At 64.1% G+C, this 25,544-nt stretch carries 28 protein-coding genes; 15 read left to right on the top strand and 13 right to left on the bottom strand.

The window, feature by feature from the left end:
* Window positions 1-10: 10 nt before the first annotated feature.
* The 4 genes from BJP05_RS10860 (at window position 11) to BJP05_RS11230 (ending at window position 2,816) form a co-directional block, all read left to right on the top strand.
* On the top strand, window positions 11-232 hold the full coding sequence (locus BJP05_RS10860) for a PspC domain-containing protein (RefSeq protein ID WP_084028527.1): 222 nt from the start codon (window positions 11-13) through the stop codon (window positions 230-232).
* A 134-nt stretch (window positions 233-366) separates the two neighbouring features.
* Window positions 367-1,083: a hypothetical protein gene (locus BJP05_RS00880; protein WP_070361764.1), complete on the top strand. Its 717-nt coding sequence runs from the start codon at window positions 367-369 to the stop codon at window positions 1,081-1,083.
* 395 nt (window positions 1,084-1,478) lie between these two features.
* Complete coding sequence (locus BJP05_RS00875) at window positions 1,479-2,633, top strand: Fic family protein (RefSeq protein ID WP_240492772.1); 1,155 nt, start codon at window positions 1,479-1,481, stop codon at window positions 2,631-2,633.
* Between the two features lie 45 nt (window positions 2,634-2,678).
* Window positions 2,679-2,816 carry a hypothetical protein gene (locus tag BJP05_RS11230; protein WP_168156156.1) on the top strand — a complete coding sequence of 46 codons (138 nt, stop codon included), beginning with the start codon at window positions 2,679-2,681 and terminating at the stop codon, window positions 2,814-2,816.
* A 240-nt stretch (window positions 2,817-3,056) separates the two neighbouring features.
* On the opposite strand, the gene glf is transcribed toward BJP05_RS11230, so the two are convergent.
* The gene (glf, locus tag BJP05_RS00870) at window positions 3,057-4,235 is read right to left on the bottom strand and encodes a UDP-galactopyranose mutase (RefSeq protein WP_070361762.1); all 1,179 of its coding nucleotides are present in this window, start codon (window positions 4,233-4,235) and stop codon (window positions 3,057-3,059) included.
* Between the two features lie 133 nt (window positions 4,236-4,368).
* Here glf and BJP05_RS00865 point away from each other — a divergent pair, with 133 nt between their 5' ends.
* Window positions 4,369-6,255, top strand: a complete 1,887-nt coding sequence (locus tag BJP05_RS00865) for an N-acetylmuramoyl-L-alanine amidase (RefSeq protein ID WP_070361761.1) — start codon at window positions 4,369-4,371, stop codon at window positions 6,253-6,255.
* Window positions 6,256-6,268: 13 nt separating this feature from the next.
* Here the strand turns inward: BJP05_RS00865 and glpK are convergent, their stop codons facing one another.
* The 4 genes from glpK to serS are packed head-to-tail and all read right to left on the bottom strand — an operon-like array spanning window position 6,269 to window position 10,636.
* Window positions 6,269-7,729, bottom strand: coding sequence for a glycerol kinase GlpK (gene glpK, locus BJP05_RS00860; protein WP_070361760.1), 1,461 nt, complete (start codon window positions 7,727-7,729; stop codon window positions 6,269-6,271).
* Between the two features lie 3 nt (window positions 7,730-7,732).
* Window positions 7,733-8,560 carry an HAD family hydrolase gene (locus BJP05_RS00855; protein ID WP_070361759.1) on the bottom strand — a complete coding sequence of 276 codons (828 nt, stop codon included), beginning with the start codon at window positions 8,558-8,560 and terminating at the stop codon, window positions 7,733-7,735.
* A gap of 1 nt (window position 8,561) precedes the next feature.
* Window positions 8,562-9,383 carry a 1-acyl-sn-glycerol-3-phosphate acyltransferase gene (locus tag BJP05_RS00850; protein WP_070361758.1) on the bottom strand — a complete coding sequence of 274 codons (822 nt, stop codon included), beginning with the start codon at window positions 9,381-9,383 and terminating at the stop codon, window positions 8,562-8,564.
* Window positions 9,383-10,636 (bottom strand): serine--tRNA ligase, encoded by a 1,254-nt coding sequence (gene serS / locus BJP05_RS00845; RefSeq protein ID WP_070361757.1) that lies wholly within the window; start codon window positions 10,634-10,636, stop codon window positions 9,383-9,385. The genes BJP05_RS00850 and serS overlap by 1 nt, the downstream gene beginning before the upstream one ends.
* Window positions 10,637-10,699: 63 nt before the next feature.
* Here serS and BJP05_RS00840 point away from each other — a divergent pair, with 63 nt between their 5' ends.
* The 3 genes from BJP05_RS00840 to BJP05_RS00830 are packed head-to-tail and all read left to right on the top strand — an operon-like array spanning window position 10,700 to window position 12,840.
* Entirely contained in the window at window positions 10,700-11,473 is a 774-nt protein-coding gene (locus BJP05_RS00840; RefSeq protein WP_084028644.1) for a GntR family transcriptional regulator, read from the top strand.
* Window positions 11,474-11,482: 9 nt separating this feature from the next.
* Window positions 11,483-12,493: a septum formation family protein gene (locus tag BJP05_RS00835; protein WP_371440790.1), complete on the top strand. Its 1,011-nt coding sequence runs from the start codon at window positions 11,483-11,485 to the stop codon at window positions 12,491-12,493.
* Window positions 12,493-12,840, top strand: a complete 348-nt coding sequence (locus BJP05_RS00830; protein WP_070363411.1) for a metallopeptidase family protein — start codon at window positions 12,493-12,495, stop codon at window positions 12,838-12,840. Before BJP05_RS00835 ends, BJP05_RS00830 begins: the two co-directional genes overlap by 1 nt.
* 16 nt (window positions 12,841-12,856) lie before the next feature.
* Here the strand turns inward: BJP05_RS00830 and pheA are convergent, their stop codons facing one another.
* The gene (gene pheA, locus BJP05_RS00825) at window positions 12,857-13,747 is read right to left on the bottom strand and encodes a prephenate dehydratase (protein WP_070361755.1); all 891 of its coding nucleotides are present in this window, start codon (window positions 13,745-13,747) and stop codon (window positions 12,857-12,859) included.
* Window positions 13,748-13,765: 18 nt separating this feature from the next.
* Here pheA and BJP05_RS00820 point away from each other — a divergent pair, with 18 nt between their 5' ends.
* Window positions 13,766-14,461, top strand: a complete 696-nt coding sequence (locus BJP05_RS00820) for a CPBP family intramembrane glutamic endopeptidase (RefSeq protein ID WP_070361754.1) — start codon at window positions 13,766-13,768, stop codon at window positions 14,459-14,461.
* Window positions 14,458-15,720: an LCP family protein gene (locus BJP05_RS00815; RefSeq protein ID WP_070361753.1), complete on the top strand. Its 1,263-nt coding sequence runs from the start codon at window positions 14,458-14,460 to the stop codon at window positions 15,718-15,720. Before BJP05_RS00820 ends, BJP05_RS00815 begins: the two co-directional genes overlap by 4 nt.
* Before the next feature lie 39 nt (window positions 15,721-15,759).
* On the opposite strand, the gene BJP05_RS00810 is transcribed toward BJP05_RS00815, so the two are convergent.
* The 3 genes from BJP05_RS00810 to msrA are packed head-to-tail and all read right to left on the bottom strand — an operon-like array spanning window position 15,760 to window position 18,055.
* Window positions 15,760-16,665 carry a DUF5926 family protein gene (locus tag BJP05_RS00810; protein ID WP_070361752.1) on the bottom strand — a complete coding sequence of 302 codons (906 nt, stop codon included), beginning with the start codon at window positions 16,663-16,665 and terminating at the stop codon, window positions 15,760-15,762.
* A 20-nt stretch (window positions 16,666-16,685) separates the two neighbouring features.
* Window positions 16,686-17,414 (bottom strand): glycerophosphodiester phosphodiesterase family protein, encoded by a 729-nt coding sequence (locus tag BJP05_RS00805; protein ID WP_240492771.1) that lies wholly within the window; start codon window positions 17,412-17,414, stop codon window positions 16,686-16,688.
* Complete coding sequence (gene msrA, locus BJP05_RS00800) at window positions 17,414-18,055, bottom strand: peptide-methionine (S)-S-oxide reductase MsrA (protein WP_070361751.1); 642 nt, start codon at window positions 18,053-18,055, stop codon at window positions 17,414-17,416. The genes BJP05_RS00805 and msrA overlap by 1 nt, the downstream gene beginning before the upstream one ends.
* An 83-nt stretch (window positions 18,056-18,138) precedes the next feature.
* Here msrA and BJP05_RS00795 point away from each other — a divergent pair, with 83 nt between their 5' ends.
* The gene (locus tag BJP05_RS00795; protein WP_070361750.1) at window positions 18,139-18,741 is read left to right on the top strand and encodes a superoxide dismutase; all 603 of its coding nucleotides are present in this window, start codon (window positions 18,139-18,141) and stop codon (window positions 18,739-18,741) included.
* Window positions 18,742-19,124: 383 nt separating this feature from the next.
* A complete protein-coding gene (locus BJP05_RS00790) occupies window positions 19,125-20,300 on the top strand; it encodes an MFS transporter (RefSeq protein WP_070361749.1) in 1,176 nt (391 codons plus the stop codon).
* Window positions 20,301-20,325: 25 nt separating this feature from the next.
* Here BJP05_RS00790 and BJP05_RS00785 read toward each other — a convergent pair whose 3' ends face one another.
* Window positions 20,326-21,804, bottom strand: coding sequence for a TM0106 family RecB-like putative nuclease (locus BJP05_RS00785; RefSeq protein ID WP_240492770.1), 1,479 nt, complete (start codon window positions 21,802-21,804; stop codon window positions 20,326-20,328).
* Between the two features lie 86 nt (window positions 21,805-21,890).
* Here BJP05_RS00785 and BJP05_RS00780 point away from each other — a divergent pair, with 86 nt between their 5' ends.
* Window positions 21,891-22,520 carry a DUF6474 family protein gene (locus BJP05_RS00780; protein WP_070361747.1) on the top strand — a complete coding sequence of 210 codons (630 nt, stop codon included), beginning with the start codon at window positions 21,891-21,893 and terminating at the stop codon, window positions 22,518-22,520.
* A 93-nt stretch (window positions 22,521-22,613) separates the two neighbouring features.
* Window positions 22,614-22,934, top strand: a complete 321-nt coding sequence (locus BJP05_RS00775; protein ID WP_070361746.1) for an Lsr2 family protein — start codon at window positions 22,614-22,616, stop codon at window positions 22,932-22,934.
* Here BJP05_RS00775 and BJP05_RS00770 read toward each other — a convergent pair.
* Window positions 22,931-23,569 carry a response regulator transcription factor gene (locus BJP05_RS00770; RefSeq protein WP_070361745.1) on the bottom strand — a complete coding sequence of 213 codons (639 nt, stop codon included), beginning with the start codon at window positions 23,567-23,569 and terminating at the stop codon, window positions 22,931-22,933. The two genes, BJP05_RS00775 and BJP05_RS00770, sit on opposite strands and share 4 nt — an antisense overlap.
* Complete coding sequence (locus tag BJP05_RS00765) at window positions 23,566-24,828, bottom strand: sensor histidine kinase (protein WP_070361744.1); 1,263 nt, start codon at window positions 24,826-24,828, stop codon at window positions 23,566-23,568. The genes BJP05_RS00770 and BJP05_RS00765 overlap by 4 nt, the downstream gene beginning before the upstream one ends.
* On the opposite strand from BJP05_RS00765, the gene BJP05_RS00760 reads away from it, so the two are divergent.
* Complete coding sequence (locus BJP05_RS00760) at window positions 24,827-25,387, top strand: DUF2020 domain-containing protein (protein ID WP_083291002.1); 561 nt, start codon at window positions 24,827-24,829, stop codon at window positions 25,385-25,387. The genes BJP05_RS00765 and BJP05_RS00760 overlap by 2 nt on opposite strands.
* Before the next feature lie 4 nt (window positions 25,388-25,391).
* Here the strand turns inward: BJP05_RS00760 and BJP05_RS11225 are convergent, their stop codons facing one another.
* On the bottom strand, window positions 25,392-25,544 hold the full coding sequence (locus tag BJP05_RS11225) for a hypothetical protein (protein WP_168156155.1): 153 nt from the start codon (window positions 25,542-25,544) through the stop codon (window positions 25,392-25,394).

The raw sequence follows: 25,544 nt of genomic DNA, 5'->3' as shown, positions 1-25,544 counted from the left end.
AGGGAATAACATGCGCAGGCCTTACTACAGGACATCACGCGGACGCGTCATTGCAGGAGTCTGTGCGGGGCTCGCAGAACGCTACGGTCGCAGCCCAGAAACAATCCGTTGGTGGTACGCAGTAGCGCAACTATTTAGCTTGCCCGCCATTGCCACCTATATCCTCCAGTGGTTGTTGTATCCGCTCGACGATAACCCTGAGCCGCCGGAAACTGAGCAACCTGCAAGCTGACCAGCCAAGAGACGAGGTGGCGTGCCAGGTACCGCGCGCCACCGAATCTATCGGCAACGTCCTACACGTACAGGTGCAGTCCCGTACATTTATGGCATACCTATTAGTAGCTACATGCCGCTAGGTGTTTCCACATGTTTCATTTCCTTCCGTTACTAGCCATCCTTCTCGACTACTTCCTCGAAGTTCCGGATACAGCATCGGAGCCTGAATCACTGATAGGAAGCATCATCAGCACCTTCGGGCCATTTTCCGCGTTGGTGTTTGGAATAGTGGCACTGCTCTTGCGGCCGCTACCTCGGAAGTTTGCTGTTATCTCCAGCGCAGTCGGCCTGCTAGGTCTCATCGCAATCATTGTGCCCATGGTCCTGGCCCCCAGCCCAGAATCGTTTATACACGTTTGGATTCCGCTTCCGGCAGGGTTACTGCTCGCAGGAATCTACGTCCTCATCATTTCCCACATAGAGCAGGCCAATCCCGTGTTAGTACTTCGTCAAGACACGAGCAGGCTATCGATGCCCGGCGCGATCACGGCCGCTTTTCTCATTCTTACTGCGGGGCGGCTACTCACTGCCCATGCGTGGCCGTCCCCGGAGGGAATCTTGGTAGGCACCGTCTGCACCCTGGCCACGCTCGCGTTTTATGAGATGAATTGGAAGTACCTGGTTGGCGCTGTGGTCATTATTCAAGCTGCGCAAATGTTTTATTCCGTACTCCCGGTCGAGGCATACATGCTCCACGAGGTGCAGCTTGCCGTCAAGGTTGCTTGCATTCTCGAGATTATCCGCGCAGGCACCCGCGAACATCTACTGAAGCAAGCATCGCGCAGCGAATCCCCGCGCAGCTGCTGAGGAAAAACGTGTAAGCGTGGCTTGTGCCTTCCGGCGGATCTGCACCGATCAGATCGATAGCACTACCCGCTCATAGTCTTCTACCAGCACGTTCGGCACTTTGAAATGGTTTCACTCGTCATTTTGGAGGTCCATCCCCACCGACAGCACAAAGCCCTCAACCGAGCGCCCATGCCACTTCGCCCTGACAGATGCTCTAGACACTGCCATCATGCCCAGGCTGGCAATTGTTCACCCATTCGGTACAGATGGTGAGGCAATCATTGGGAGCAGGTGCGCTTTCCACCTATCCTTTGATGTTGCTTCAAATAGCAAAGGATAGATGTCTAAGTTTATAGGTTGGGTACGACATCACAACTTTGCATGCTAACTTATGACGTATGGTGTGGCCGAGTGTGACTTATGAGACTTTGCCGTGGCAGGCTGCAACCGAGAATATATCGCGTCGGGCGCAGCTACGTACGCCGCGAAAATACGAGAGCGCCATAGTCCCGCGCATCGCTGACGAGGAATTGCAGCTACGCCCTGAAACGCTTGCAGCCGCGGATCGAGCAACCATCGCGGTGACGCGTTTCGACGCCACACACGCCACAGACCTCATTCCTTTTATCCCACTTTTGCTGCGCGGTGAAGCCGTCGCATCGAGTAGAATTGAACAACTTACCTCCTCGTCTCGCAAGATATTTGAAGCGGAACTTTCTGGTTCGGGGTCGGCCAATGCAAAGCTGATCGTGGCGAATGTTCGACAGATGCAACGGGTGATTGCAGTTGATACAGCAACAACTGAAACGTTGTTGGCGATGCACAGTGTGCTTCTGCAGGACGCTGCACCGAGGATCGCAGGTCGACTGCGCGAGCAGCCGGTGTGGATCGGTGGACCGGACAACCACCACCCGGGCGGTGCATTGTTCGTTCCGCCGCACCACGATCATGTACCGGAGCTGTTGGCGGATCTGGAGAGGTTCATGTCGCGCCGCGACATCCCAGCGTTGGCGCAGGCCGCGATTACACACGCTCAGTTGGAAACCATCCACCCCTTCGCGGACGGAAACGGGAGGACAGGGAGAGCCCTCGTTCATGTGTTGCTGAAAACCCACGGCATCAGTGTCAATGGGTCGGTGCCAATCTCTGCAGGTTTGCTATCCCATATTGATGACTACTTTGCTGCACTGGACGCATACCGGCAAGGTGACGCCGACCAAATCGTCAACCTTTTCGCAGCAAGTGCGCTCGAAGCCGTCGAGTACGGCACGTGGATCGCAGATGAACTGAATACGCTGCTGGATGAGTGGAAGCAACAGTTGGCCGCACGCTCCGATGCCCTTGTATGGAGAGTGCTCCCGTTGTTGTTGCAGCGGCCGGTAATCACCACGCGGATTGTGGTAGAGGAATTAGGAGCGACGCAGACCTCAGCAGGAAATGCGCTCGAAGCACTCGCGCAGGTCGGCATCGTTACCGGAGCACAGCTGGACAGACGCACCCGCGCCTGGCGAGCCCCCGACGTGTTGGATTTGCTCGATGAGTTCGCCGAGCGGAGGCGACGCACTTGAGACGCAGAGCCCAGCGCCGCGATACCTTCGGCGAGAATCACTTGGTTGGCCTTGATGGCAACGGCGGCGCTGGCACGCATCGCACTGATCGTGGCAGGACCTGTGCCGAATATTCTGTGGGCCGCGCTGGTGGGCGCAGCCGCTGGCTGCCTGGTACGCATCACCGATAGGAAGAAGCCGTAGCGTAGGGCCAAGAGCTGCGCGCACCAAATCCCCGAATTTCGGTTGGGCGCCGAGACGTTTCCCCAGGTCGCGCGAAGTCGACGCGGGAATTTGGTGCGCGTACAAGAGAAAGAGTGCCAATAGACACAACCCGAATTACCCTAGACATTCAAACTAGCAGGTAAGAAATGTTCTAGATATAAACGGGTGCGTCCTTTGGCACTCACCCCTCAAGACCCCGCCGAAACCCCAAGCGAACCCCTAGTGCCCGCGCTTCTGGTCCAGCGGCTCGCCGTCCTCGAAGTGGGGGCGCAGGTGGTTGTCGAACAGGGACAGGGCAGCGCCGATGGCCATGTGCATGTCCAGGTACTGGTAGGTACCCAGGCGACCACCGAATAGGACGCCGTTCTTGCGGGATTCCTCGGCGGCGAGTTCGCGGTATTTCAGCAGCTTGGCGCGGTCTTCAGGGGTGTTGATTGGGTAGTACACCTCGTCGTCGTCGGTGGCGAAGCGGGAGTACTCCTTCACGATCACCGTCTTGTCCGTTGGGTACTCGGTGCGCTCTGGATGGAAGTGGCGGAACTCGTGGATGCGGGTGTAGGGGACGTCGGCGTCGTTGTAGTTCATCACCGAGGTACCCTGGAAGTCGCCTGTGTCCAGTACTTCCTGTTCGAAGTCGAGGGTGCGCCAACCGAGGTGGCCTTCGGCGTAGTCGAAGTAGCGGTCGAGCGGCCCGGTGTAGACCACTGGGATGCCGGTGAACTCGTCGCGGATGTCGAACCAGTCGGTGTCGAGGCGGACGTCGATAAGTTCGTGATCGGCCATGTTCTCGAGCCAGGCGGCGTAGCCGTCGACGGGCAGGCCTTCGTATTTGTCGTTGAAGTAGCGGTTGTTGAAGGTGTAGCGAACTGGCAGGCGGGAGATGATTTCCGGCGGCAGTTCGGTCGGGTCGGTCTGCCACTGCTTGGCGGTGTAGTGCTTCACGAATGCCTCGTACAGCGGCTTGCCGATCAGCGCGATGCCACGCTCTTCGAGGTTCGTAGCCTCGGCGGGATCGCGGCCCTCGCGCTGCTCCTCGATCAGCTTGCGGGCCTCGTCCGGCGAGTAGTACTTGCCAAAGAACTGGTTGATCAGGCCCAGACCCATTGGGAACTGGTAGGCGGTGCCGTCGTGCATCGCGAAGACGCGGTGCTGGTAGTCGGTAAAGGAGGTGAAGCGGTTGACGTACTCCCACACGCGCTCGTTGGAGGTGTGGAACAGGTGCGCACCGTACTTGTGCACCTCAATGCCGGTTTCCGGCTCCTTTTCGGAGTAGGCGTTGCCGCCGATGTGGTTGCGCTTCTCCACCACGAGCACCCGCTTACCCAGCTCGCTGGCGGCTTGCTCTGCCACGGTGAGGCCGAAGAATCCGGATCCAACAACAATGAGGTCGTAAGTCATACGGCCATTTTGTCACATTTCTTTTCGACGCCCCTCCGCACGACACGCCAAGCCTCAAGAATCACTTGAGACTTTAACTTGCACTACACTTCACTGGAGTAACCTTTATCCCTATAGCCACAGGAGTTAAAACGTGCAACAGCGGAAGCGCCTGAATGGGCAATCCTCCAGGATGCGCCCTCTGATGGCTGCGGTGATGTCCGTGGCCCTCGTTGTCGCCGGAGCGTTCGGCGGCAACCACATTGTCCAGGTCCAGTCAGCGGCACCGGCGCAGATGGACGTCTATAACGCCAGCGAGTCCTTCGCCAAGGGTGCGAATATCACCGTGGATGACGCAGCGGTGCGCACCCAGGGTGAGGAGACCGAGGAGCGTCGTGTGGTCAAGGAGTTCACCCGCGACCGCGAGTTCACGCTGTTTGGCCTGACGTGGAAGGGCGACCGCGACATCGTCGCCTACGTGCGTGCCCAGCGTGCCGACGGCAGCTGGACGGAGTGGTTCGAGATGGATCCGCTCGATGCAGCACCCGGCACCGACACGTTTGGCACCGAGCCGATCTTCGTGGAGCCGACGAAGCGTGTTCAGGTCTCCACGGGCAACGTCGATCTCCTGGAGAACGGCCGCAAGGACTCCACTGCACCGAATACGGCCACCGACATCCAGGCCGTGTTTATCGACGGCGGCACCGGCACCGTCAACGGCAACATCAAGCCAGTCGTCGACTCCTACACCTACGGGATGCCGAAGGTGATCACGCGCGCGCAGTGGGGTGCTGGCAAGAACAGCAACCCGACGTACACCGCGCCGGTCACGGCTGCGACGGTCCACCACACCGCTGGTTCCAACAACTACACCGAGGCGCAGGCGCCGGGCATCGTCCGCGGCATCTGGAACTACCACACCTACACCCTGGGCTGGGGCGATGTGGGCTACAACGCCATGGTCGATAAGTACGGCAACATCTACGAGGGCCGGTACGGCGGGCTCGACCGCGCGGTCCAGGGCGCGCACGTGGGTGGCTTCAACCAGAACACCTGGGGCGTGTCCGTGCTGGGCAACTACCAGACTGCGGTGCCGACGCAGGCGTCGCTGCAGGCGCTGGGCGACATCATCGGCTGGAAGGCTGCTGTCTCCGGGTTCGACCCGATGGGTTCGAGCTACCACTACGCTGACTTCGATTTCAAGGGCAGCAAGTACCGCGCCGGCCAGGGCGGGATGTTCCCGAACATCAACGCGCACCGGGACTTCCACTACAACGAGTGCCCAGGTCAGAACTTGTACAACCAGATGGGCACGGTGCGCACCATCGCGAACACGAAGTACCGCGCGCTGAAGAACTCCTCCGAGTTCACCCCTCCTGGCGACTACACGGGACCGGTCACCGACACCACGGTCGGCGACCTGCTCGACGCGCTGGGCTCCGGTAAGAAGGAATCGGACACCGTCACGAACCCTGACGGCACCACGACCCAGGTGACCAACTCGGGCTCCTCCGACAACATCTCCCTGTCGGGTATTGCCTCGGGTGACGCGGTGGCGATCGCAGCGGCCGTCGGCACCTTGGCTGGCCTGATCTTCCTGTACGCGAAGGCGAACGACCTGCTGCCGGGAGGCATCCAGAACCTCGCAGGTGTGGAGATCGCTCCGGGGCTGACGCTGCAGCAGATCGCCCCGTACATCGAGCCGATGCTGAAGTTCGCTGGCCAGAACGACCTGGCTGCGGTGTGGAAGCAGTTCGAGCCGACGCTCGGCGCCGTCATCGGTGGCGTCGGCGGCGTGGGCGGCAACGACTTCGGCTTCTTCCAGAACGGCATCGCCGTGCGCAACGCGAAGGGCGAAGCGTTCACGATGTTCACGAAGATTGCGAACGCCTGGCTCCAGCAGGGTCTCGACGCCGGCCCGCTCGGCCTGCCGGTCAACTCCGAGCACCCGATTGGCGACGGCCTCTTCCGCGTCGACTTCCAAGGCGGCGACATCACGTACAACCAGCACACCAACACCATCAACATTGGCGTGCACTAGCAACGGCTAGCGGCTAGGCAAGGTTATAGGAACGGCGTACCGCATCTTCCCACGCGGCGACAAGCACTTCGCGAGTCGCCGCGTTTGCCGTATCTTCCCAGGTTGTGGGCGTGCCGAGGGAAAGTGGAGCGTCGAGAAGCCCGGCGCCCATCCCCGCCGCCGAGGCCGCGCCCATGACGGTGGTTTCGATGTTGCCGGGGCGCACGACGCGGGTGCCCAGGATGTCGGCCTGCATCTGCATGAGGAGGTCGTTGGAGGTCATGCCGCCGTCGACGCGCAGCTCGCGCAGTTCGACGCCCATCGCTTCGACGACCTCGCGGGTCTGTAGGCATGTTGCTTCGAGGGCGGCGCGCGCGATGTGGCGGCGGTCCACGAAGCGGTTCAGACCGGTGATGACGCCGCGGGCGTCCGGGCGCCAGCGCGGCGCGAACAGCCCGGAGAACGCAGGCACGATGACGACACCGCCGCTGTCCTGGACCTCGCTGGCGAGTTTCTCGGATTCGGCGGCGGTGCGCAGGATCCCGAGCTGGTCGCGAAGCCACTGGATGAGCGATCCGCCCACCGCGACGGAGCCCTCCAGGGCGTAGACGGCGGGCTGCCCGGCGCACTGGTAGGCAACGGTGCTGAGCATGCCGGTCTCGCTGAAGGTGGGCGTGGTGCCGGTGTTGAGCAGCATGAACAGGCCGGTGCCGTAGGTCATCTTCGCAGCACCCTCTTCGAGGCCGCCTTGGCCGAAGAGCGCCGACTGCTGGTCGCCGAGCACGCCGCAAATGGGCACGTTGGCCAGCGGACCCCGGTTGCGGACCTGGCCGAAGTCGCCGACGGACGGGCGGATCTCCGGCAGGATTTCGGGCGGCACGCCGATGGCTTCGCACAGGTCGGGGTCCCACTGGAGGGTTTCCAGGTCCATCAGGAGGGTGCGGCTGGCGTTCGTGACGTCGGTGACGTGCAGTGCGTTGTCAGGGTCGCGCTGGCCGCCGGTGAGGTTCCAGATCAGCCAGGTATCCATGGTGCCTGCGAGCAGCTCGCCACGGGCAGCACGCTCGCGGGCGCCGTCGACGTGGTCGAGGATCCAGGCCCACTTCGGCCCGGCCGGGTACGAGTTGCGCAGCAGCCCGGTGGTGGCCTGGAACTCGGTGGCGTCGCCGTCGTAGGAGGTGCGGGTGTCCTGCCACACGATGGCGTTGTAGATGGGCATGCCGGTTGCGCGTTCCCAGATGACGGCGGTTTCACGCTGGTTGGTCAGGCCCAAAGTGGCGATGGCGGCTTCGTCGATATCTGCGCTGGCCACGGCGTCGCTCATGGCGCGGCGCGTGTTGCGCCAGATCTCGAGTGGGTCGTGCTCGACCCAGCCTTCGCGCGGCAGGATCTGCCGGTGCTCGAACTGCGCCTGCGCGATCACCTTGCCGCCCGTAGTGGCGACTACGAACCGGGTTGATGTTGTGCCTTGATCAATAGCCGCCAGCAACGTCATGAGTTAAAACCAGTGCTCCAGTACTTGTGCCACGCCGTCTTCATCATTCGATGCGGTCACAATATCAGCGGCGTCCTTCACCGCGTCCGTCGCGTTGCCCATGGCAACGCCCATGCCGGCCCACGCCAGCATCTCAACATCGTTTTGCATGTCGCCGAACGCCACCACCTGAGACGGGTCGATCCCGTATTGGGCCGCCAGGTAGGAAACACCTGCCGCCTTGGTCACGCCGGGGCGCGAGAACTCGAGCAGCCCCTCCTCCATGGAGTAGGTCACGTGCGCGATGTCCTGGTCGATCTCGGGGGCGATCATGTCGAACATCTCTGCTGCCATCAGGTCCGGGCAGCGCACGAGCAGCTTCGCCGCAGGTTCTGCCAGCAGCTCCTCGACGTGGACGACGCCGAAGCGGGCGTCCCAGGCGTCCGGGTTGTACTCCGGCGTGATCAGGAAGCACTCTTCCTCCGGGTCGAGCGCGCTCTGGCTCAGCCGTTCCACCCCGTAGCCCACGGTCACGTCGGCTTCCCCCATCACCTTTTCGACGACCTCCACGGTCTCCTGCATACTCTCCGGGGACAGCGCGAAGGATTTCACCACTTCGTCGTGTTCTGGGTCGTAGATGACGGCGCCGTTGGCGGCCACACAGACCGGCTCGAACGGCAGCTGCTCGAGCACCGGCAGCAGCCAGCGGTGGGGGCGCCCGGTGGCCAGCCCGAACTTGGTTCCGCCGCGCACAGCCCGCGCGACGACCTCCAGCAGACGAGGTGTCACCCGTCCGTAGGAGTTGAGGAATGTGCCATCGATGTCACTGATGATCAGGCTGGGGGCGTTCATGTTATTTCCCTTTCTTTGCCTCGCGTTCTTTTCGGCGAATTTCGGCTGCTTCTTCAAGAGTCGGTGCGCTCCCTCCGAGCGAGGCCGGCATCCATGGCTCGCCGGGCTCGAAGGGTCCGAAGCGCGTTTCGTATTCGGCGCGGGTGGTCTCCAGCATGGCTTCCATCGCTGCCTTGAGCCTACCCGTGGCTTCTTCAACGGTGCCGTCGACAGCAACGGGTTCCCCGTAGCGGATGATGACCGGAATGCCCGAGCGTCCGAGCCGTTTCGGCTGGTCTTTGGTCCACAGGCGCTGGGAGCCCCAGATCACGCAGGGCACGAGCGGCACTCCGGCCTGGCGAGCGATGCGCACGGCGCCCGTCTTAAAGTCCGCAATCTCGAAGGAGCGCGAAATCGTGCCCTCCGGGAAGATGCCGACGATCGCCCCTTCGCGCAGGGCGGCAACGGCGGCGTCGATAGCCCCGGCGCCCGCCGAGCGGTCCACAGGGACGTGCCCCATGTTGCGCAGCAGCCACCGCAGCACCGGAATGCCGAAGACTTCCTTCTTCGCCATGAACCGCACCAGGCGCTCCCCGCGCAGGTACGGGCCAATGCCCGCCAGCATGAAGTCAAGGTAGCCGGTGTGGTTGATCGCCAGCATCGCCCCGCCGTCCAGCGGGACGTGCTCGAGGCCGTGGACCGTCGCCTTCGTCCCGGCGAACCGGAAGTAGCGCTTTGCCGCGCGCACAATCCGCTGGTAGAAGCGGTTCTGCATATCACCGCTGTGCGGCCGCGGGGCGGTATAGCCGTCTGCTACTTCAAACAGTCCATCAATCGTGCGCATTAGGGAACCAGTACGTCCTTCCCAACCCACGGGCGCAGCGCCTCAGGCACCTTCACGGAGCCGTCGGCCTGCTGGTTGTTCTCGAGGATGGCGACGAGCCAGCGCGTCGTCGCGAGCGTGCCGTTCAAGGTGGCGGCGGTCTGGGTCTTGCCGTTCTCGTCGCGGTAGCGGATGGACAGGCGGCGCGCCTGGAACGTGGTGCAGTTCGAGGTCGACGTCAGCTCGCGGTACGTATCTTGCGACGGCACCCACGCCTCGGTGTCGAACTTGCGTGCAGCGGACGAGCCGAGGTCACCAGCGGCGACGTCGATAATGCGGTACGGCACCTCGACTGCGGCGAGCATCTCGCGCTCGAGTCCGAGCAGCTTCTGGTGCATCTCTTCGGCGTCCTCAGGCTTGCAGTACGCGAACATCTCCAGCTTGTCGAACTGGTGGACGCGCAGGATACCGCGGGTGTCCTTGCCATAGGAGCCGGCCTCGCGGCGGAAGCAGCTGGACCAGCCGGCATAGAGCAGCGGGCCGTCCGAGAGGTCAATAATTTCGTCGGTGTGGTAGCCGGCCAGCGCCACCTCAGAGGTGCCAACCAGGTAAAGGTCGTCGCGCTCGAGGTAGTAGATCTCCTCGTCATGCTCGTCAAGGAAACCAGTACCCTGCATGACGTCCGGGCGGACCAGGACCGGCGGGATCATGACCTTGAAGCCGGCCTCGCGGGCTTTCTGCGCGGCGAGCATCATCATGCCCAGCTGCATCCAGGCGCCGTCGCCGACCAGGTAGTAGAAGCGCGCGCCGCCAACCTTGGTGCCACGCTTCATGTCAATAATCCCGAGGTTCTCACCCAGCTCGAGGTGGTCCTTCACCTCAAAGTCGAAGGTCGGGACCTCGCCGACGTGCTCGAGGACCACGAAGTCCTCCTCGCCGCCAGCCGGTGCGCCCTGGATCGGGTTCGGGATCTTGTACTGCAAGTCCTGCACGGCCTGCTCTGCCTCAGCCTGCTTGGCCTCGGCGGCCTTCACCTTAGCCTTGAGTTCGTTCGAGCCCTCGAGCAGCGCCGGGCGCTCCTCCGGGGAAGCCTGGCCAATCTTCTTGCCGAAGGCCTTCTGCTCCGCACGCAGCTCATCTGCTGCCTGGATAGCCTCGCGGCGCTGCTCGTCGGCCGCTAGCAGCTGATCGACGAGGGAGGGATCCTCGCCACGGGCGGTTTGGGACTCTCGGACGTCGTTTGCATTCTCGCGCAGAAATTTCAGATCAATCACGCACACAACTCTACCCGGTTCCGCCCCTCCATACGCCACCTGCGCCGCCGCCCCGCTCTGGTAATAACCAGTGCGCTATGGTGGGGGTATGTCCACGCCCGAGCAGCCCCCACCGAAATCCAGGAAGGCCCCCTCCCGAAACACGCGCAGCTGCGCATCATCCTCGAAGAGTACTGCCGCAATGAGCTGTCTCCAGGAGACCCGCTGCCCGGCGAACGCGCCCTCGAAGAAACCTATAACGTCTCCCGCATCACGGTGCGTCGCGCGATCGGGGATCTCGTCGCCCAGGGGAAACTCCGCCGAGTCCGGGGCAAGGGCACGTTCGTGGCGCCGAGCCCGCTGGTGAGCAAGCTGCAGCTGGCAAGTTTTTCTGAGGAGATGCAGGCGCAGGGCGTAGTGGCGTCGTCAAGTATTTTGCTGGCGGAGCGCGCGCCAGCGCCTCAAGAAGTCGCTGAGTACTTCGGCACCCCGCCGCACACAGAGCACATCCACCTGCGTCGCCTCCGGCTTGGCGACGCCCAACCCTACGCCGTCGACGACGGCTGGTACAACGGCGAGCTGGTCCCCGACCTGCTGGAACACGACCTGCAGGCGTCGGTGTACGAGGTACTCGATAAGCGTTACAACCTCGGCATCACCAAAGCTGAGCAGACCGTGACCGCCGTGAATGCCGGCGCGACCGTCGCCCCGTTACTCGAGGTGCCGGCGAACCGCGCGCTGCTGCGAATCGTGCGCTATGCGCAAAGCCATGGCACACGTGTGGAATACTGTGCCAGTGTGTACCGGACGGATCGTTATAGTCTGCACACACAGGTACTGCGCAACCTCGAGGGATAGGAAATGCACATGGCTAGCAGGACAACAGCGCTGCGCGGCTTTCTCGTCGCGCTGCTCGCGGGTGCGGTCGGCTTCGGCTCCTACACCTACAACGCCTCACCCGCGCCGCAAGGCGGCACTGATGCATCTGGGGTATCGACGTCCACTCCGAAGCGACAGAGCAAGAACAAGCCAGCGCCGTTCACCACGGCGGACCAAGGCGCCTGCCTGACCTGGGAAGCCGATGCCGAGGGCCACATCACCGCCTTCGAGCAAACCGACTGCGCACTCGAGCACCGCTTTGAAATCTCCGCGCGCGAGGACCTGGCCACCTATCCCACCTCCGAGTTCGGGCCGTCTGCGCCGATGCCGAACCAGACCCGCCAGGCACAGCTGCGCGAGGAGCTGTGCGGAGGCGCAACCCTGCGCTACCTCAACGGCGCCTTCGACCCGAACGGGCGCTACTCCATCGCGCCGATCCTGCCACCCGCGGCCGCGTGGGAAGAGGGTGACCGCACCATGCTGTGCGGCCTGCAGGAAACCGACCGCGACGGCACCCCAATCCTGACCACGGGCCGCGTGTCCGAGCAGGACCAGGCGCGCACCTTTAATCCCGGGGAGTGCGTAGCCATCGACGGCACCTCCAGCCTGAGCAGCGTGGATTGCAACGAGCCACACCAGATGGAGATCACCAGCACGGTGGACCTCGCACCGGTTTTCCCCGACCACACCCCGAGCATCGAGGAGCAGGACAACCACCTTCGCGACGTATGCACCGACGCCGCCCAGAAGTACATGGGCGCGGAGGAAAACCTCTACCAGATCGCGCTGCAGCCGTTCTGGACCACGCAGAAGCCGTCCGCATGGGAGGGTGGCTCGCACAGCGTGAACTGCGCGCTGGTCTTTTCGAATCCGGAGGGGCAGTTCGCTACCCTGACCGGGTCCGCGACCGCCGGGCGCGAAGTGCTCAAGATCGACGGCAACCCGCCACCGGAGCGTCCCGAGCGCCGCCCGCTTCGGGAGGAGCAGCCCCGACCATGATGGAGCCGGTCAGCCAGGACGCCTTCGAGGAGATGATCAACGACGCCCTGGACACCATCCCCGAGGAGTTCGCCCGCCACATGACGAACATGGTGGTGCTGGCCCGCGACTTCAACCCGGACGAACCCATGCTACTCGGACTGTTTGAGGGCATCCCCCTTACTGAGCAGCACTCAAACCACAGCGGGTTCCTGCCGGACGCGGTATTCGTGTACAAGGACGCACTCGAGGCGATGTGCAGCGACGAAGAAGAACTGCGCCACGAAGTAAAGGTGACCGTCCTCCACGAGGTCGGCCACTACTTCGGGCTCGAGGAGCACGAGCTGCACGAACTCGGCTGGGGTTAGCCGAAGCTATCCCTGCTTAGCGCAGCCCGTCCACCCATGCCTGGGCCTCCGCCAGGCGCGGGTTGCCGCTGGGCCACGTGGCCTGCTGCGCGCACGGCCACGACCCCAGATACGTAATCTGCGAGGACCGCAGGTACACAGCCCGCAGCGCCTCCGCCACGGCGGTGTCGTCGATATGCCCCACGATGTCCACGTGGAAGGAGTACGTGTTCGGCTCCTTGCGTGTTGGGCGTGACTCAATACGGGAAAGGTGCACGCCGCGGAACGCGAACTCCTGCAGCGCCGCCACCAGGGTGCCAGGCTCGTTCGGGGTCTGGAACACGATCGACGTCCTATCGTTGCCTGTACGCGGCGTTGGTTTCCCGGACGGACCAACCAGCACAAAGCGCGTCCGCGCCGTGGACAAGTCGGCCACGCCGCGCGCGTGCACCTCGAGCCCGAGCAGCTCCGCCGCGCGCTCCGGGGCCGCGGCCACGTCCGCCTCCCCCTCAGCGACGAGCTGCGCCGCGGCGCCGTTCGATGTCGTCGGGTGGAAGGTCGCGTTCGGGGCGTGGTCGGCCATCCAGCGCTTGACCTGCTGGTAGGCCACGGGGTGGGTGGCGAAGCGGGTGGCGTCGACAAGTGAAGCACCGGGGCGCGTCATGATTGCGAAGGCGATCTCCAGCTCGGTCTCACCGTAAATCTGCACCCCGGGCGCCTCGGTCAGTGCGTCCGTCGTCGCGGTGACCGCGCCGTCAACCGAGTTCTCCACCGCAACCACCGCGTAGTCCGCGCGCCCGGCGCGCACCTCGTTGAGCGCCTCCGCCGGGGAATCCACAGGCACAAGCTGCGGGTCGGGCAGGTCAAAGTTCCAGACGGCCTGCTCCGTGAACGTTCCCGCCGGGCCGAGGTACGCAATCGTTGTCATGGGGCTACTGTAGCCTGCATGCACACTCGGTACCGCGTCGAAGTCCTCCTTGTGCTGGCCGTCACCTTCGGCGCCAGCGGGCTGCGCGCCGCGCTGCGTCTAGTCGACTCGCTGTTGCAGGCGCCCCTCAACGAGCAATCGACGACGCTCTACTCCCAGGCGAGCTCCATCGGCTGGCTCGACGTGGCGCTCCAGGCGGTCTCAGCCCTTTCGCTTATCGGGTGGGGTGGCCTGGCGTGGTACCTGCTGGGCACCGCGTGGGTTGCGCCGAAGTGGCGCGACTGGCTGCGCGGCGCCGGGTTCGCGGCACTTATCGGCATCCCGGGGCTGGCGCTCTACATCGGGGCGGTGCGCTTCGGCTGGTCCAAGGTAGTCATCCCCACCACCGAGGCTGTCCAGATCCCCACTTCCCTCTTGTGGGCGTTCGCCAACGGGTTCGCCGAAGAAGTCGTGGTGGTGATGTACCTCTGCACCCGGCTGCGGCAGATGCGCTGGTCGGTACCCGCCACGATCGCCGCCTCCGCGATCCTGCGCGGCTCCTACCACCTCTACCAGGGGGTTTCCGCGGGCTTCGGCAACCTCGCGATGGGCGCCGTCTTCGCCTACTACTACCACCGCACCGGCAAAGTCTGGCCACTCATCCTCGCACACTTCCTTATCGACGCCGTCGCTTTTCTCGCCTACCCACTCCTGCCGTCTACACTGTTGCCATGAGTACGCCGCATTCCAACGATCCCCGGGATAACCTCGAAGACTTCGTGCTTGGCAGGGACGGCCAACCGCTCGTGGACCGCTACGGACGCCCCATCCGGAAGCGTCGCCCGCAGCGGGAGCAGCAACGGCCCCCTGCCTGGCAGGAACGGCCAGCCATCCGGCCGGAGCGGCGCGAGCCGCAGGAAACACGACAGTACAACCCGCGCGACTACGAACCGCGCGAATACCGGCCGCGCCAGTACCCGGCGCAGCAACGTCCAGCGCAGCACAGGCCGCCGCAGCAGCGCCCGGAGCGCGAGCACGTCCCGATGCAGGTCACGCAGCGGCCACAGCGACCCCCACGGCAGCGCACGCAGCGGCGGAGGGGGCGTCGAAAAGGTGGCTGCGGCCGTCTGCTCGCCGCCCTCCTCGTGGTGCTGCTCGCCCTCACCTTCCTTGTCGACGCCCGACTCTCCCGCGTCGACGCCCTGCCCGCCGAGCGCATCGCGAACACCTCGGGCACGAACTGGCTGCTCGTCGGGTCCGACTCGCGCACGGGCCTGAGCGAGGAGGACGCGGCGCGCCTCGGCACCGGCGGCGACCTGGGCACCACCCGCACCGACACGATCATGCTGCTGCACCTGCCGCTGTTCGGGAAGGCGACGCTGGTGTCCATCCCGCGCGACTCCTATGTGGCCGTGCCCGGCTACGGGCAGGAAAAGATCAACGCGGCGTTCGCCTACGGCGGCCCGCAGCTGCTCATCCAGACCGTTGAGCAGGCATCCGGCCTGCGGGTGGACCGCTACGCGGAAATCGGCATGGGTGGGTTGGCAAACATCGTCGACGCCGTCGGCGGCGTAGAAATCTGCGTGGCGGAGCCCATCCAGGACCCGCTGGCCAACCTGTTCGTCGAGCCCGGCTGCCAAACGATGGACGGCGCGACCGGCCTTGGGTACGTGCGCACCCGCGCCACCGCCCAGGGCGACCTGGACCGCGTCGGGCGCCAGCGCGAGTTCCTCGGCGCCCTGACCAGCCGCATCCTCTCTCCCGGCGTGCTGCTCAACCCCTTCCGGGCGCTGCCACTGCTGTGGACCGCCCCGGCCATGTTCACCGTGGGCAGCAAGGACCACGTATGGAACCTGGCCCGCATCGGGCTGGCGTTCAGCATGGGTCTGAACACGGAAACCATCCCGGTGGGCGGGTTTATGGACGCGGACGTCGGCAACGTGATCCTGTGGGACGAGGTCGCTGCCGAGCAGCTCTTCTCGTCACTCAGGTAGGCCCCCGAATAGCCCCCGTGTAGCCCGGTCGCCCTCTGTTTAGATGGTGACCTGGCGGGACTTGATGTTGTCCAGCTGCTTGCGCTCGTCGGCGCTGAGCTGGGCCTCGTTCGCGTACTCGGCCTCGATGGCCTTGTTCAGCGCCACCAACGCATCCGCGTAGGACGCAGGCTCCACCGCCGGGTCCAGGTCCCACACCGGGACCACAACACCATGGGTGCGGAACGCGCCAGCGAACTTCGTGCCTTCACCCAGGTTGAGCTCACCGCGCGCCGCGATGCGCGCCAGCGCCGAGAGCATCTGGTTCTCGTTATCCTCGGTGCGCACCCAGCGGATGTGCGCCTTGCCGCCGCCCGGGTTGACCCACCACACTGCACCCGGCGCGTCCGACTTGACCTCGACGGACGGGATGACGGCGTCGTTCGCGGCCGCCATCGCCTGCTGGATCTGCGGCGGGATCTGCGCGTCCTCCGGGAACCACCAGGAGAAGTCGTCGTAGGAGGTGACGTCCAAGGCGTCGTCAACCGGGAAGATGTCCTTCAGGGCCGGCTGCTGGCCGTCGGCCGCGGTGGACTGGAGCTGCTCGCCCTCCTTGGCACTCAGCACCCAGTTCAGGGCGTACGCGAGGTCGCGGCCCGGGTTCTGGGAGTGCGCAGCAACCTGCAGCGCGACCAGGCGCTCGCCGCCCTCGCGCACCATCGCCGCAACGGCGCCTGGCAGCACCGTCACCAGCTGCACCGGGGTGTCCTTCACGGTCACCTGCGCGGTTGCGGACGGCACGAACTCCTGCAGCGCCACCAACTCGGCCTCGGCGGCCAGGCCCTCGTACGGGCGCGGGTCCTTCTGCAGCGCCTCGCGCTCAGCGGCGCGGGCAGCGAGTTTCGCCTGGCGGCGGCTCATTCCCTCTGGGAGATTCTCTTGCTTTCTACGGTTCTTTTTAGCCATAGACACACATCGTACAGGCGCTACAGCAGCCCTGCGTACGTCTGCAGCGCCAGCTGCGGGTGGTCCGTCGCAATCGCAGCGATGCCGTGTTCGGCACACCACCGCATATCCTTCGGGTCGTTGACCGTCCACACGTACGTCGGGCACCCATGCTTCCCGATCAGCTCCGGGCGCCGCTGCACATGCGCTAACCCCGGCCCAATCCCGTACGGGCTCGACAGCATCACGCTCTTCGGGTTCCACTTCGCCTCACGCACCCTGAACAGGTAATACGTGAGCAAATCGGGCGCCATCCGCGTGAAATACCGCACCGCCTTATGCGAGAAAGAAATGATCGCGACCTGTTCCGAATCCAGCATGCCCGCGTACGCCAGCGCCCGAAACGTCGCCTCGTCCACCTCGGGGCCGTAGCGCGTCGGGTGCTTCGTCTCTATATAGAGGTGCTTGTCCGGGTAGTCCTGCAGCAGCTCGAGCAGCTCCTCGAGCAGCATCACCTGCTGCGGGCACTCCTTCGTGCCGCAGTTCAGCTCGCGCAGGTCGCAAAAATCCATCGTGGATACGCGCCCCATCCCGTCCGTAGTGCGGTCCACCAATCCGTCATGGAACACCACCAGTCGCCCGTCGCGCGTTAACCGCACGTCACACTCCACGCCGTGGATCGGCAGCTTCAGGCCCGCCTCAAACGCCAGGCGCGTCGACTCCGGGTACATCGCCGAAAAGCCGCGATGCGCCACAATCTTCGGCAACACTAGATCCCACACTCCACGCCCGTCGAGTGGTGCGGGCAGTACCCGTTCGGCACCTTATGCAGGTACTGCTGGTGCTCATCCTCCGCCAAGTAATAATCGACGCCCCATCGCACCTCCGTCGTAATCGGGGCATAGCCGGCGTCGACAAGCTGCTCACCGTAGTGCGCAACCCACCCCTCAATTATCGACGCCTCATCCTCCCCATCCACATAGAACGCCGAGCGGTACTGCGTACCCACATCATTGCCCTGGCGGAAACCCTGCGTCGGGTCGTGCGCCTCAAGGGCAGCGCGCACCAACTCCTTCAACGAGATGCGCTCCGGGTCGTAGACCACCTCGACCAACTCAACGTGGTTCGTCTGCCCACTGCACACCTCCCGGTACGTCGGGTTCGGCGTCGAACCCCCGCCATACCCAACCGACGTCGACTCCACCCCCTCCATCTGCCAAAACATCTTCTCAGCACCCCAAAAACACCCAATGCCCACCAGCAAGCGGCGCTGCCCCTCGCGCCACGGGCCAGTAATCGGCGTGCCCAACACAGCATGCGGGCGTGGCTGCGCCAACACAGGCTCATCACGACCCGGCAACGTGCGATCTTCAGGAACCAGCTTCGGCTCCGGTGCAAACAAGAAACCCATAAAAATTAGCGTACGCCATTGCGGGAATGTGATTCTTGTCTATTATGGGGCACGTCACCAACCCCAAACGAAAGGAACTGACAATGGCTGTTTACGAACTTCCAGAGCTCCCATACGCATACGACGCACTCGAGCCACATATCTCGGCCGAGATTATGGAGCTGCACCACGACAAGCACCACGCGAACTACGTCGCTGGCGCAAACGCCGCACTCGAGGCCCTCGAGGCAGAGCGCAACGGCGACGCCAACCCGGACAAGCTGCGTGCACTGTCCAAGAACCTGGCATTTAACCTGGGTGGCCACACCAACCACTCCATCTTCTGGAAGAACATGGCACCGAACGCAGGCGGCGCACCAACCGGCGCAATCGCTGAGGCAATCGACCGCGACTTCGGTTCCTTCGAGAAGTTCCAGGCACACTTCTCCGGCGTTGCAACCAGCCTGCACGGCTCCGGCTGGGCAGTCCTGGGTTACGACCACATCGCCGGCCGCCTCATCATCGAGCAGCTCACCGACCAGCAGGGCAACATCTCCGTTGACTTCACCCCACTGCTGATGCTCGACATGTGGGAGCACGCCTTCTACCTGCAGTACAAGAACGTCAAGGGCGATTACGTCAAGGCTTGGTGGAACGTTGTCAACTGGGACGACGTCAACGAGCGCTTCGCAGCGGCTTCCAAGTAAGTCGGTATAGACAACGCCATGTAATTCTGTTAGATTAAAGGCGCTCTCGCGAGGAGCGCTTTACATGGCCACCCGCCGTGTTTCATACAGGGGTATGAAACACGGCGGGTTTTATCTGTATTCACGACGAGTCCGTTGAAGGAACCAGGACCCACTAGGAATATTAGGGTAGGCTAACCTGCTACGCAAGAGGGGGTAGGGGACGGGGTTAACCGGGCCAGTTTTGGGCCGCAGTGTTCGCTCCGGTCGACTTGCGCACCAGATTCCACCACGCGCCGAAAATGACCTGGGCTTTTACAAATCTGCCCGGCAAACCAGGAATTTGGTGCAGCAATCTAGAACGCTCCTTGAGGTCCCCGCCACAAAGTGCCAGGATATGGAGCATGAAGAAAGGGAGCCCGGAGTATCGTCGCGCAACGATTGCGATGCTGCTCGCCGGGCTCGGAATCTTTAACGCCCTCTACGCCACCCAGGCGCTACTCCCCACCCTGGCGGAGGCGTTCGACGCTTCCCCGTCCACGACGGCGCTGACGGTGTCGGCGGCGACGGGCGGGTTGGCGCTGTGTGTGGTGCCGGCGTCGATGCTTTCGGAGAAGTACGGGCGCGGGCGTGTACTGATCGTGTCGGCGCTGGTGGCAACGGGCATTGGGTTGTTGTTGCCGCTGGCGCAGTCGATGGAACAGCTGGTGCTACTGCGAGCCCTGCAAGGCGTCGCGATTGCAGGCACCCCGGCCGTTGCGATGACCTGGCTCTCCGAGGAGCTCGACGCCAAGGACCTGCCCGGCGCGATGGGCTTGTACATCGCCGGCAACACGATCGGCGGGCTGACGGGCAGGTTGATCCCGACGGGGCTGCTGGCGGTCACGTCGTGGCGGTGGGCGCTCGCAGCCAGTAGCGTGACGGCACTTGCACTGGCGATTGCAACGGCGATCCTGCTTCCTGCGCAGCGGAACTTCACGCCGAAGGCGAAGCTGCGACCGGGCAATGAGTTCCGCGCGATGGTTCGGCACGCGAGGAACCCGCGGATTCTGGCGCTATGTGCGACGGCGTTCATCGGGATGGGCGTGTTCGTCTCCCTGTACAACTACCTGGGGTTCCGCGCGATTGACTACTTTGGCCTGCCGCCGTCGCTGGTGGGGCTGGCGTTTTTGCTGTACCTGTCGGGGACGTGGTCTGCGTCGCGTGCGGGTGCGCTGGTGAGCAAGTACGGTCGCGGGCACGTGGTGATTGGGGGCGCGTCGCTCATGGTGGTGGGCCTGATACTGGCAGCGATACCGAACCTGGTGGCCTTGCTGGCCGGTCTGCTGGTGTTTACGGCGAGCTTCTTCGCGATGCACTCGACGGCCTCTGCGTGGGTGGGCATCATCGCGGAGCGCGACCGGGCGGAGGCGTCCAGCATGTACGTGTTCTGGTACTACATGGGGTCGTCGATGGTGGGGGCGGCGTCGGGCTGGGTGTACGAGCTGCTGCCGTGGGCCGGGTTCACGATGGTGCTGGCCTGCCTCGTTGTGGTGCTGGTGCTGATTACCGCGGCAGTGGCCCGCAACACCAGGCGTTAAAACACCAGACGCTAAACCCCCAAAGCTAGAGCAAAGGGATCCCGGGGGCGTCGGCGTCGAGAAACTCGCGGACGGCACGGGTGGCCCGGCAGTCGTCTTCGTTGTACTGCAGTAGGGTCTGCTTTGCGTCCTCGTCGCCGCGGACGGCGGCGAAGCGGCGGTCGATGGAGGCTTCGCCGTCCATGTCGTCGTCCTCCCAGTGGAAGCCGACGATGGGCCCGAGCACTTTCAGCCCCAGCCCGTCGGTACCGACGAGGTGCTTGCGCACCGCCGCGAACACGTCGACCCATTCGTCGGAGGCAATGAACTCCTGGACTTCCTTGGCGTCGATGCTGGCGAAGCGCTGCGCGGACATGCGCAGCCAGTGGTTTTCGCCGGCGGCGGCGTAGCAGTAGGCGGCGAAGGTCTTGCCTTCCGCGTGGGCTTGGGCACGCTGGTCGAGGAGCCAGCGCCAGAACACACCGAAGTTGGCTTCCTCCGCGTCGCCGCCGACTTCCTCCCACGTCACGAACGGCCGGTAGCGCTCGCCGTCGAAGGTGCCCCACAGGTAGGCGCCTTGGTCCATGTAGGACTCCATGTCGATGTCGATCTCGACGTCGGCGCGGCGAATACCGATCGGCCCCGGTCTCCTGAGCAGGGGGATCCCGGCGCGCCAGGCTTCGGCGATGCGGGAAGGTTCGCCGAGCTGGGCGTCGATAAGCTGTTGGACCGTCGTGATGCCCTGGGCGCGGAAGCGGTCGCCCTTGCCGCCGGGCAGCACCAGCGAGATGTCGTCGCGCGCCTCGAGCTCAGGCAGGCACAGCGGCCAGAACCTGCAGGTGGCGCACTGTTTGTAGCGGGTTGGGTGCTCGGGCGTGGGCTCGGCGAGCGCGAGCAGCAGCGGCGCGACATACTTTTCGACGTCCACTCCGTACGCCAGCGACCTATCCTGCCCAATGACGCCGCCGCGGCCCGCGGAGCGCTCCCCAAGCAGGAGGTGCGCCATGGCCAGCCGGTAGCCGTCGACGGTGTGGTGGCGGTACTTGCCCGCTACCCGCAGTGGCGCCCCCAGCCCAAGGCGCCCAACCGGCACGGCCTGCAGCGTCGAGGTCGGGTGCGTGCGCGCGACTCTGTGGTTCGAGATGATCACTGGCACGTACCCGTCGGCGGTGCGCACCAGGATGTCGACGTCCACCTCGACCGCCACCCCGGCGATGTCCCCATGGAGCGTCGCCCGCGTGATCAGGTGGGTGCCGCGGCGCATCAAGTCGAAGACGCCCTCGGTGGTGGCGTCCGCGGCGTCGGCGCGGGTGAAGAGGCGGCGCCGGCCGTCGCCAAGCGCTGGCTTGGTAGGCAGCTGGGCGAGTACCGCCTCCTGCACCGCGATGCGCTGCGGCATGTGCGCCTCGGCCTCCTCGCGCGACGGGTAGTCCGGGAACTGGCACCTCCGGCGGAACCGGAAGCGGCACCCCACAAGATCCGACGGCCGCATGCGTGTGCCATCCTGCTGCTTCGACGTACTCACAATGGGCAATATTCTACTAGGCGCAGTGGAGAAACAGGTAAGGTTGGTGTCCAAACGAACGCTGAAGCGTAAAGGAGTTAACTCGCATGGGACTGTTCAAATCCATCCGGAAAGCACGCACGAAGGCCAAGGCTGAGATTAAGGCCGCGCAGGCGCACGCCCGCAAGCTTGCCAAGGAGGAGGCGAAGCAGGACTTCCGCACCGCAAAGCTGCTGGACAAGGCCGAGAAGCGCCTGCTGAAGGCAGAGAAGCAGGGCCTGAAGCAGAAGCGCAAGCACGAGGAGCGGCTAGCGAAGGCACATCTGCAGCGCATTGAGGAATCCGGCATTACGAAGAAGAAAGCCAAGCAGTGGCTCGGCGCGACCCGTCTGCTCCTGCCGGTGCTGTTGCCGCTGTTCTACAAGGGCTGGACGTCCTACCAGCAGAAGCAGGTACAACAGCGCGCGCAGAGCGTCGGCCTGTCCTCCCAGGAGGTCTCGCGCTTTTCTGAGCGCGGCGGGCAGCTGAAGTCGCGCGTCGACGCCCTCGAGGGCCAGGTCAAGACCGCCGAGCTGCCGAAGGGCTTCGCCACCGACGCGAAGGTCCGCCTCGCGGAGCTGCAGACCGCGGTGGAAAACGCCGAGCACATGAACCCGGTACAGCAGCGCCTGGCACACAACTCTATTGATGAAGACCTGCAGAAACTGTCCGCGGAAGTGCAGAAGAAACTTAATTAATATTATTGGCCAAAGTATTTGCTAGACTTCCTCCAAACGCGAACACTACTCCCAAGTATCGTTCTTGGGAGTACCGGAGAAAGGACAGCCTTCATGGCCCGGCAAAATATCACCCAGTTTTTCGATGACCTGGACCACACGCCCCTGCACGAGGCGGATGTTCGCGTGATCCGCTTCGGGTTACAGGGGAAGAATTACGTGCTGGACCTCAAGCCGGAGAACGCGGAGCGCTTCCTGGCGCAGCTCAAGCCGTACGTCGAAGCAGCTAGGGAGGCGTGCGACGCGACCGATCGGGCCCTTGACCCCGCCGAGATCCGCCGTTGGGCGCAGACCGAAGGCCTGCCCATTGCCAACCGCGGCAAGATCCCCCTCGGCATCGTGGAAGCGTTCCACGAAGCCCACCCCTACTACTAGAGCACGCCCTGCTCGCGCGCCGACGCCACGGCGGAAGTACGGGAACGCACACCCAACTTGTCGTAAATGTGCACGAGGTGGGACTTCACGGTCGCCTCAGAAAGCATGAGCTCCGTGCCAATCTCCCTATTCGACGACCCCGCCGCCACCAACTGCAGCACCTCCAGCTCACGCGGCGTGAGCGAGGAGCGCGGAGTGCGGTCGCGCGTCTCGAGGCGCTCGCGCACCACCGGGGACATTGTGGCGTCGCCACGCGCGGTGGAGCGCACCGCGGCGACGAGCTCCTCCGGCGGGGCGTCCTTCAGCAGATAGCCGACGGCTCCGGCCTCGATCGCGCCAAGGATGTCGGCGTCGGTGTCGTAGTTGGTCACCATGAGCACCTTCGGCGGGTTCGTCATCGAGGCGATAATCTGCGCCGTTGCCTGCGCGCCCGTGGTCACGCGGGTGCCCTCGACGCCCGCGCCGAAGCGGAGGTCCATCAAAATCACGTCGATGCCACCGGCCTGCGCCATCGCGATCGCGCCCTCAGCTGTGGCAACTTCGCCGACGACCATAATGTCTTCGGCCTCCTCGAGCACGGCCCGAAGCCCCAGCCGGACGATCTCATGGTCATCAGCCAGCAACACACGAATCATGAAGTTTTCCTCTCCACCTGGTCAGTCTTTTGTTTGATACTACTCGGTACCGCCACAGAAAGTGCTGTCGGCCCGCCGGGCTGGGACTCAATTGCCAGCTCACCGCCCAATTCCTCGGCCCGAGAACGCATCGCATCGAGACCCAAATGGCCTAACCCTGAGGGCTTTTTGGCCTGGCTCGCTACGTCGAAGCCCTTGCCGTTGTCCACCACATCAAGGCGGACCTCATCATCCCCAAACGTCAGCGTGATGCGCATGCGGCTCGCCTCGGAGTGCTTCACCGCGTTCGACACCGCGCCCTGCGTAATACGCAGCAGGCCGGCCTCGATCCGCATCGGCAGCTGCTGCGGTTCACCGTCGACCTCCACCTCGATGTCCATGTCGCCCGTCGTACCGAAGTCCGCCGCGATGCGCCGCAGTGCCTCCTCCAGCGACGTCGTGCTCAGCGGCGCCGGCGTCAGCGCCGCAATAATCGCACGGGTCTCCGCCAAGTTTCTCGACGCCGCCCTGCGTGCCGTCTCCATCCTCTTCAACGGCGCCGCCAGCTCTTCCTCCGAAAGGTCCGTTGCCAACAGGTCGCGCTCCGCGGCGTGCAGCAGCATCTGGATCGAGGACAGGTTCTGCGCCACCGTGTCGTGAATCTCGTGCGCGAGCCGTTCCCGCTCCTGCGCCACACCGGCTGCGCGCTCCGTAGTTGCTAGCTGTTCGCGTGTCTCCAGTAACTCGTTGATGAGCTCGGCGCGCTCGTCGCTCACTTTCGTAATCGTGGTGAAGGCATAGTTGATCGCCAGGACCACCACCGCCGACAGCGCCGGCCCCAACACGCTGCCCAGCGTGAGATGATCCGGCAGCTGTATCAGCACCGTGATCACAAGCCCAGCAGCAACCCCGGCAATACCTCGCCAGTCGTTGAACGCCCGCATGTACACGAAGAACAGGATGAACACCCAGTACATCGCAACCACGGAGATGGTCGTGTCCAGCATCCACACGCCGGTCAGCCCCACGAGCCACAGCACGCGGCCCGGGGTAGCCCAGTAGTGCATCTCGGTCATCCCGTAGAACAGGAGGAAGGAAAACGTCGTCACCAGAGTGATGTGCAGCAGCGCCTCATCCAGCGACATCCGCGCCAGCGCCGCCAGCGACACCAGCACCAGCGACACCGACAACACCGTGATACCGATATCCAAAGAACGGTTTACCGGCACCTCAGTGGTTTCGCCGGGGCCCGGCGACAACACAGCTAATCTGGAACCCATGCGTTTGACACTACCCACCCTCGCAGCAGTCATGGCATTTGGCGTCCTCGCCGGGTGCGCCGCCCCCGACCCGGATCCGGCGCCCGCGGGCGAAGGGGGCGTCGAGAAGCAACAAGCCGCCCTGCCTCTCGACGCCCTGCCCGCCACCGACCGCAACGCGTGGCAGCCCTGCCCATACCTCGACACCGACTGGGTCGCCGACGCCAACGGCCAGCGCGTCACCGGCGTAGGTATCGACGCCCGCTTCGACCCCCCAGCCTGCCAGTTCTGGTCCTACCCGCCCGAGCCACAGCTGACCGTCATCGTGCGGCACATGGACAGCCCCGAGGACGCCATGGCCGTAGTCGACTGGGCAACACCCATCGACTACACCGAGCCCGCCAACCAGCCAGCCGGGTGGAACGGCGGGCGCCACGGCGGCGGCGCCGTGCCCAACCGGATCGGCGCCGCCTACTCCGTGGCCAAGGGCAACACGGCCGTGACCGTGTTCACCAACCAGGACGAGTCCATCAAGGCGCAGCTCGTCGCCGAGGAGACCATCAAGAACCTGCAGCTCTAGAGCGTTACACTGCGACGTCGTTGTAGGGCATCTGCGCCGACACCCACGGAAACACCACTTCCATCAGCAGGAAGAACACGGCCACCGCGATCACGATCGCGAGCAGCCACTTCACCGGCGTAGGCCCCGGCAGCATCCGCCAAAGTGCTCCATACAT

This window comes from Corynebacterium sp. NML98-0116, assembly GCF_001767255.1.
Classification (GTDB): domain Bacteria; phylum Actinomycetota; class Actinomycetes; order Mycobacteriales; family Mycobacteriaceae; genus Corynebacterium; species Corynebacterium pseudogenitalium.
Note: the sequence above shows the minus strand (reverse complement) of the source record. Positions and strands in the feature narration are given on the sequence as shown.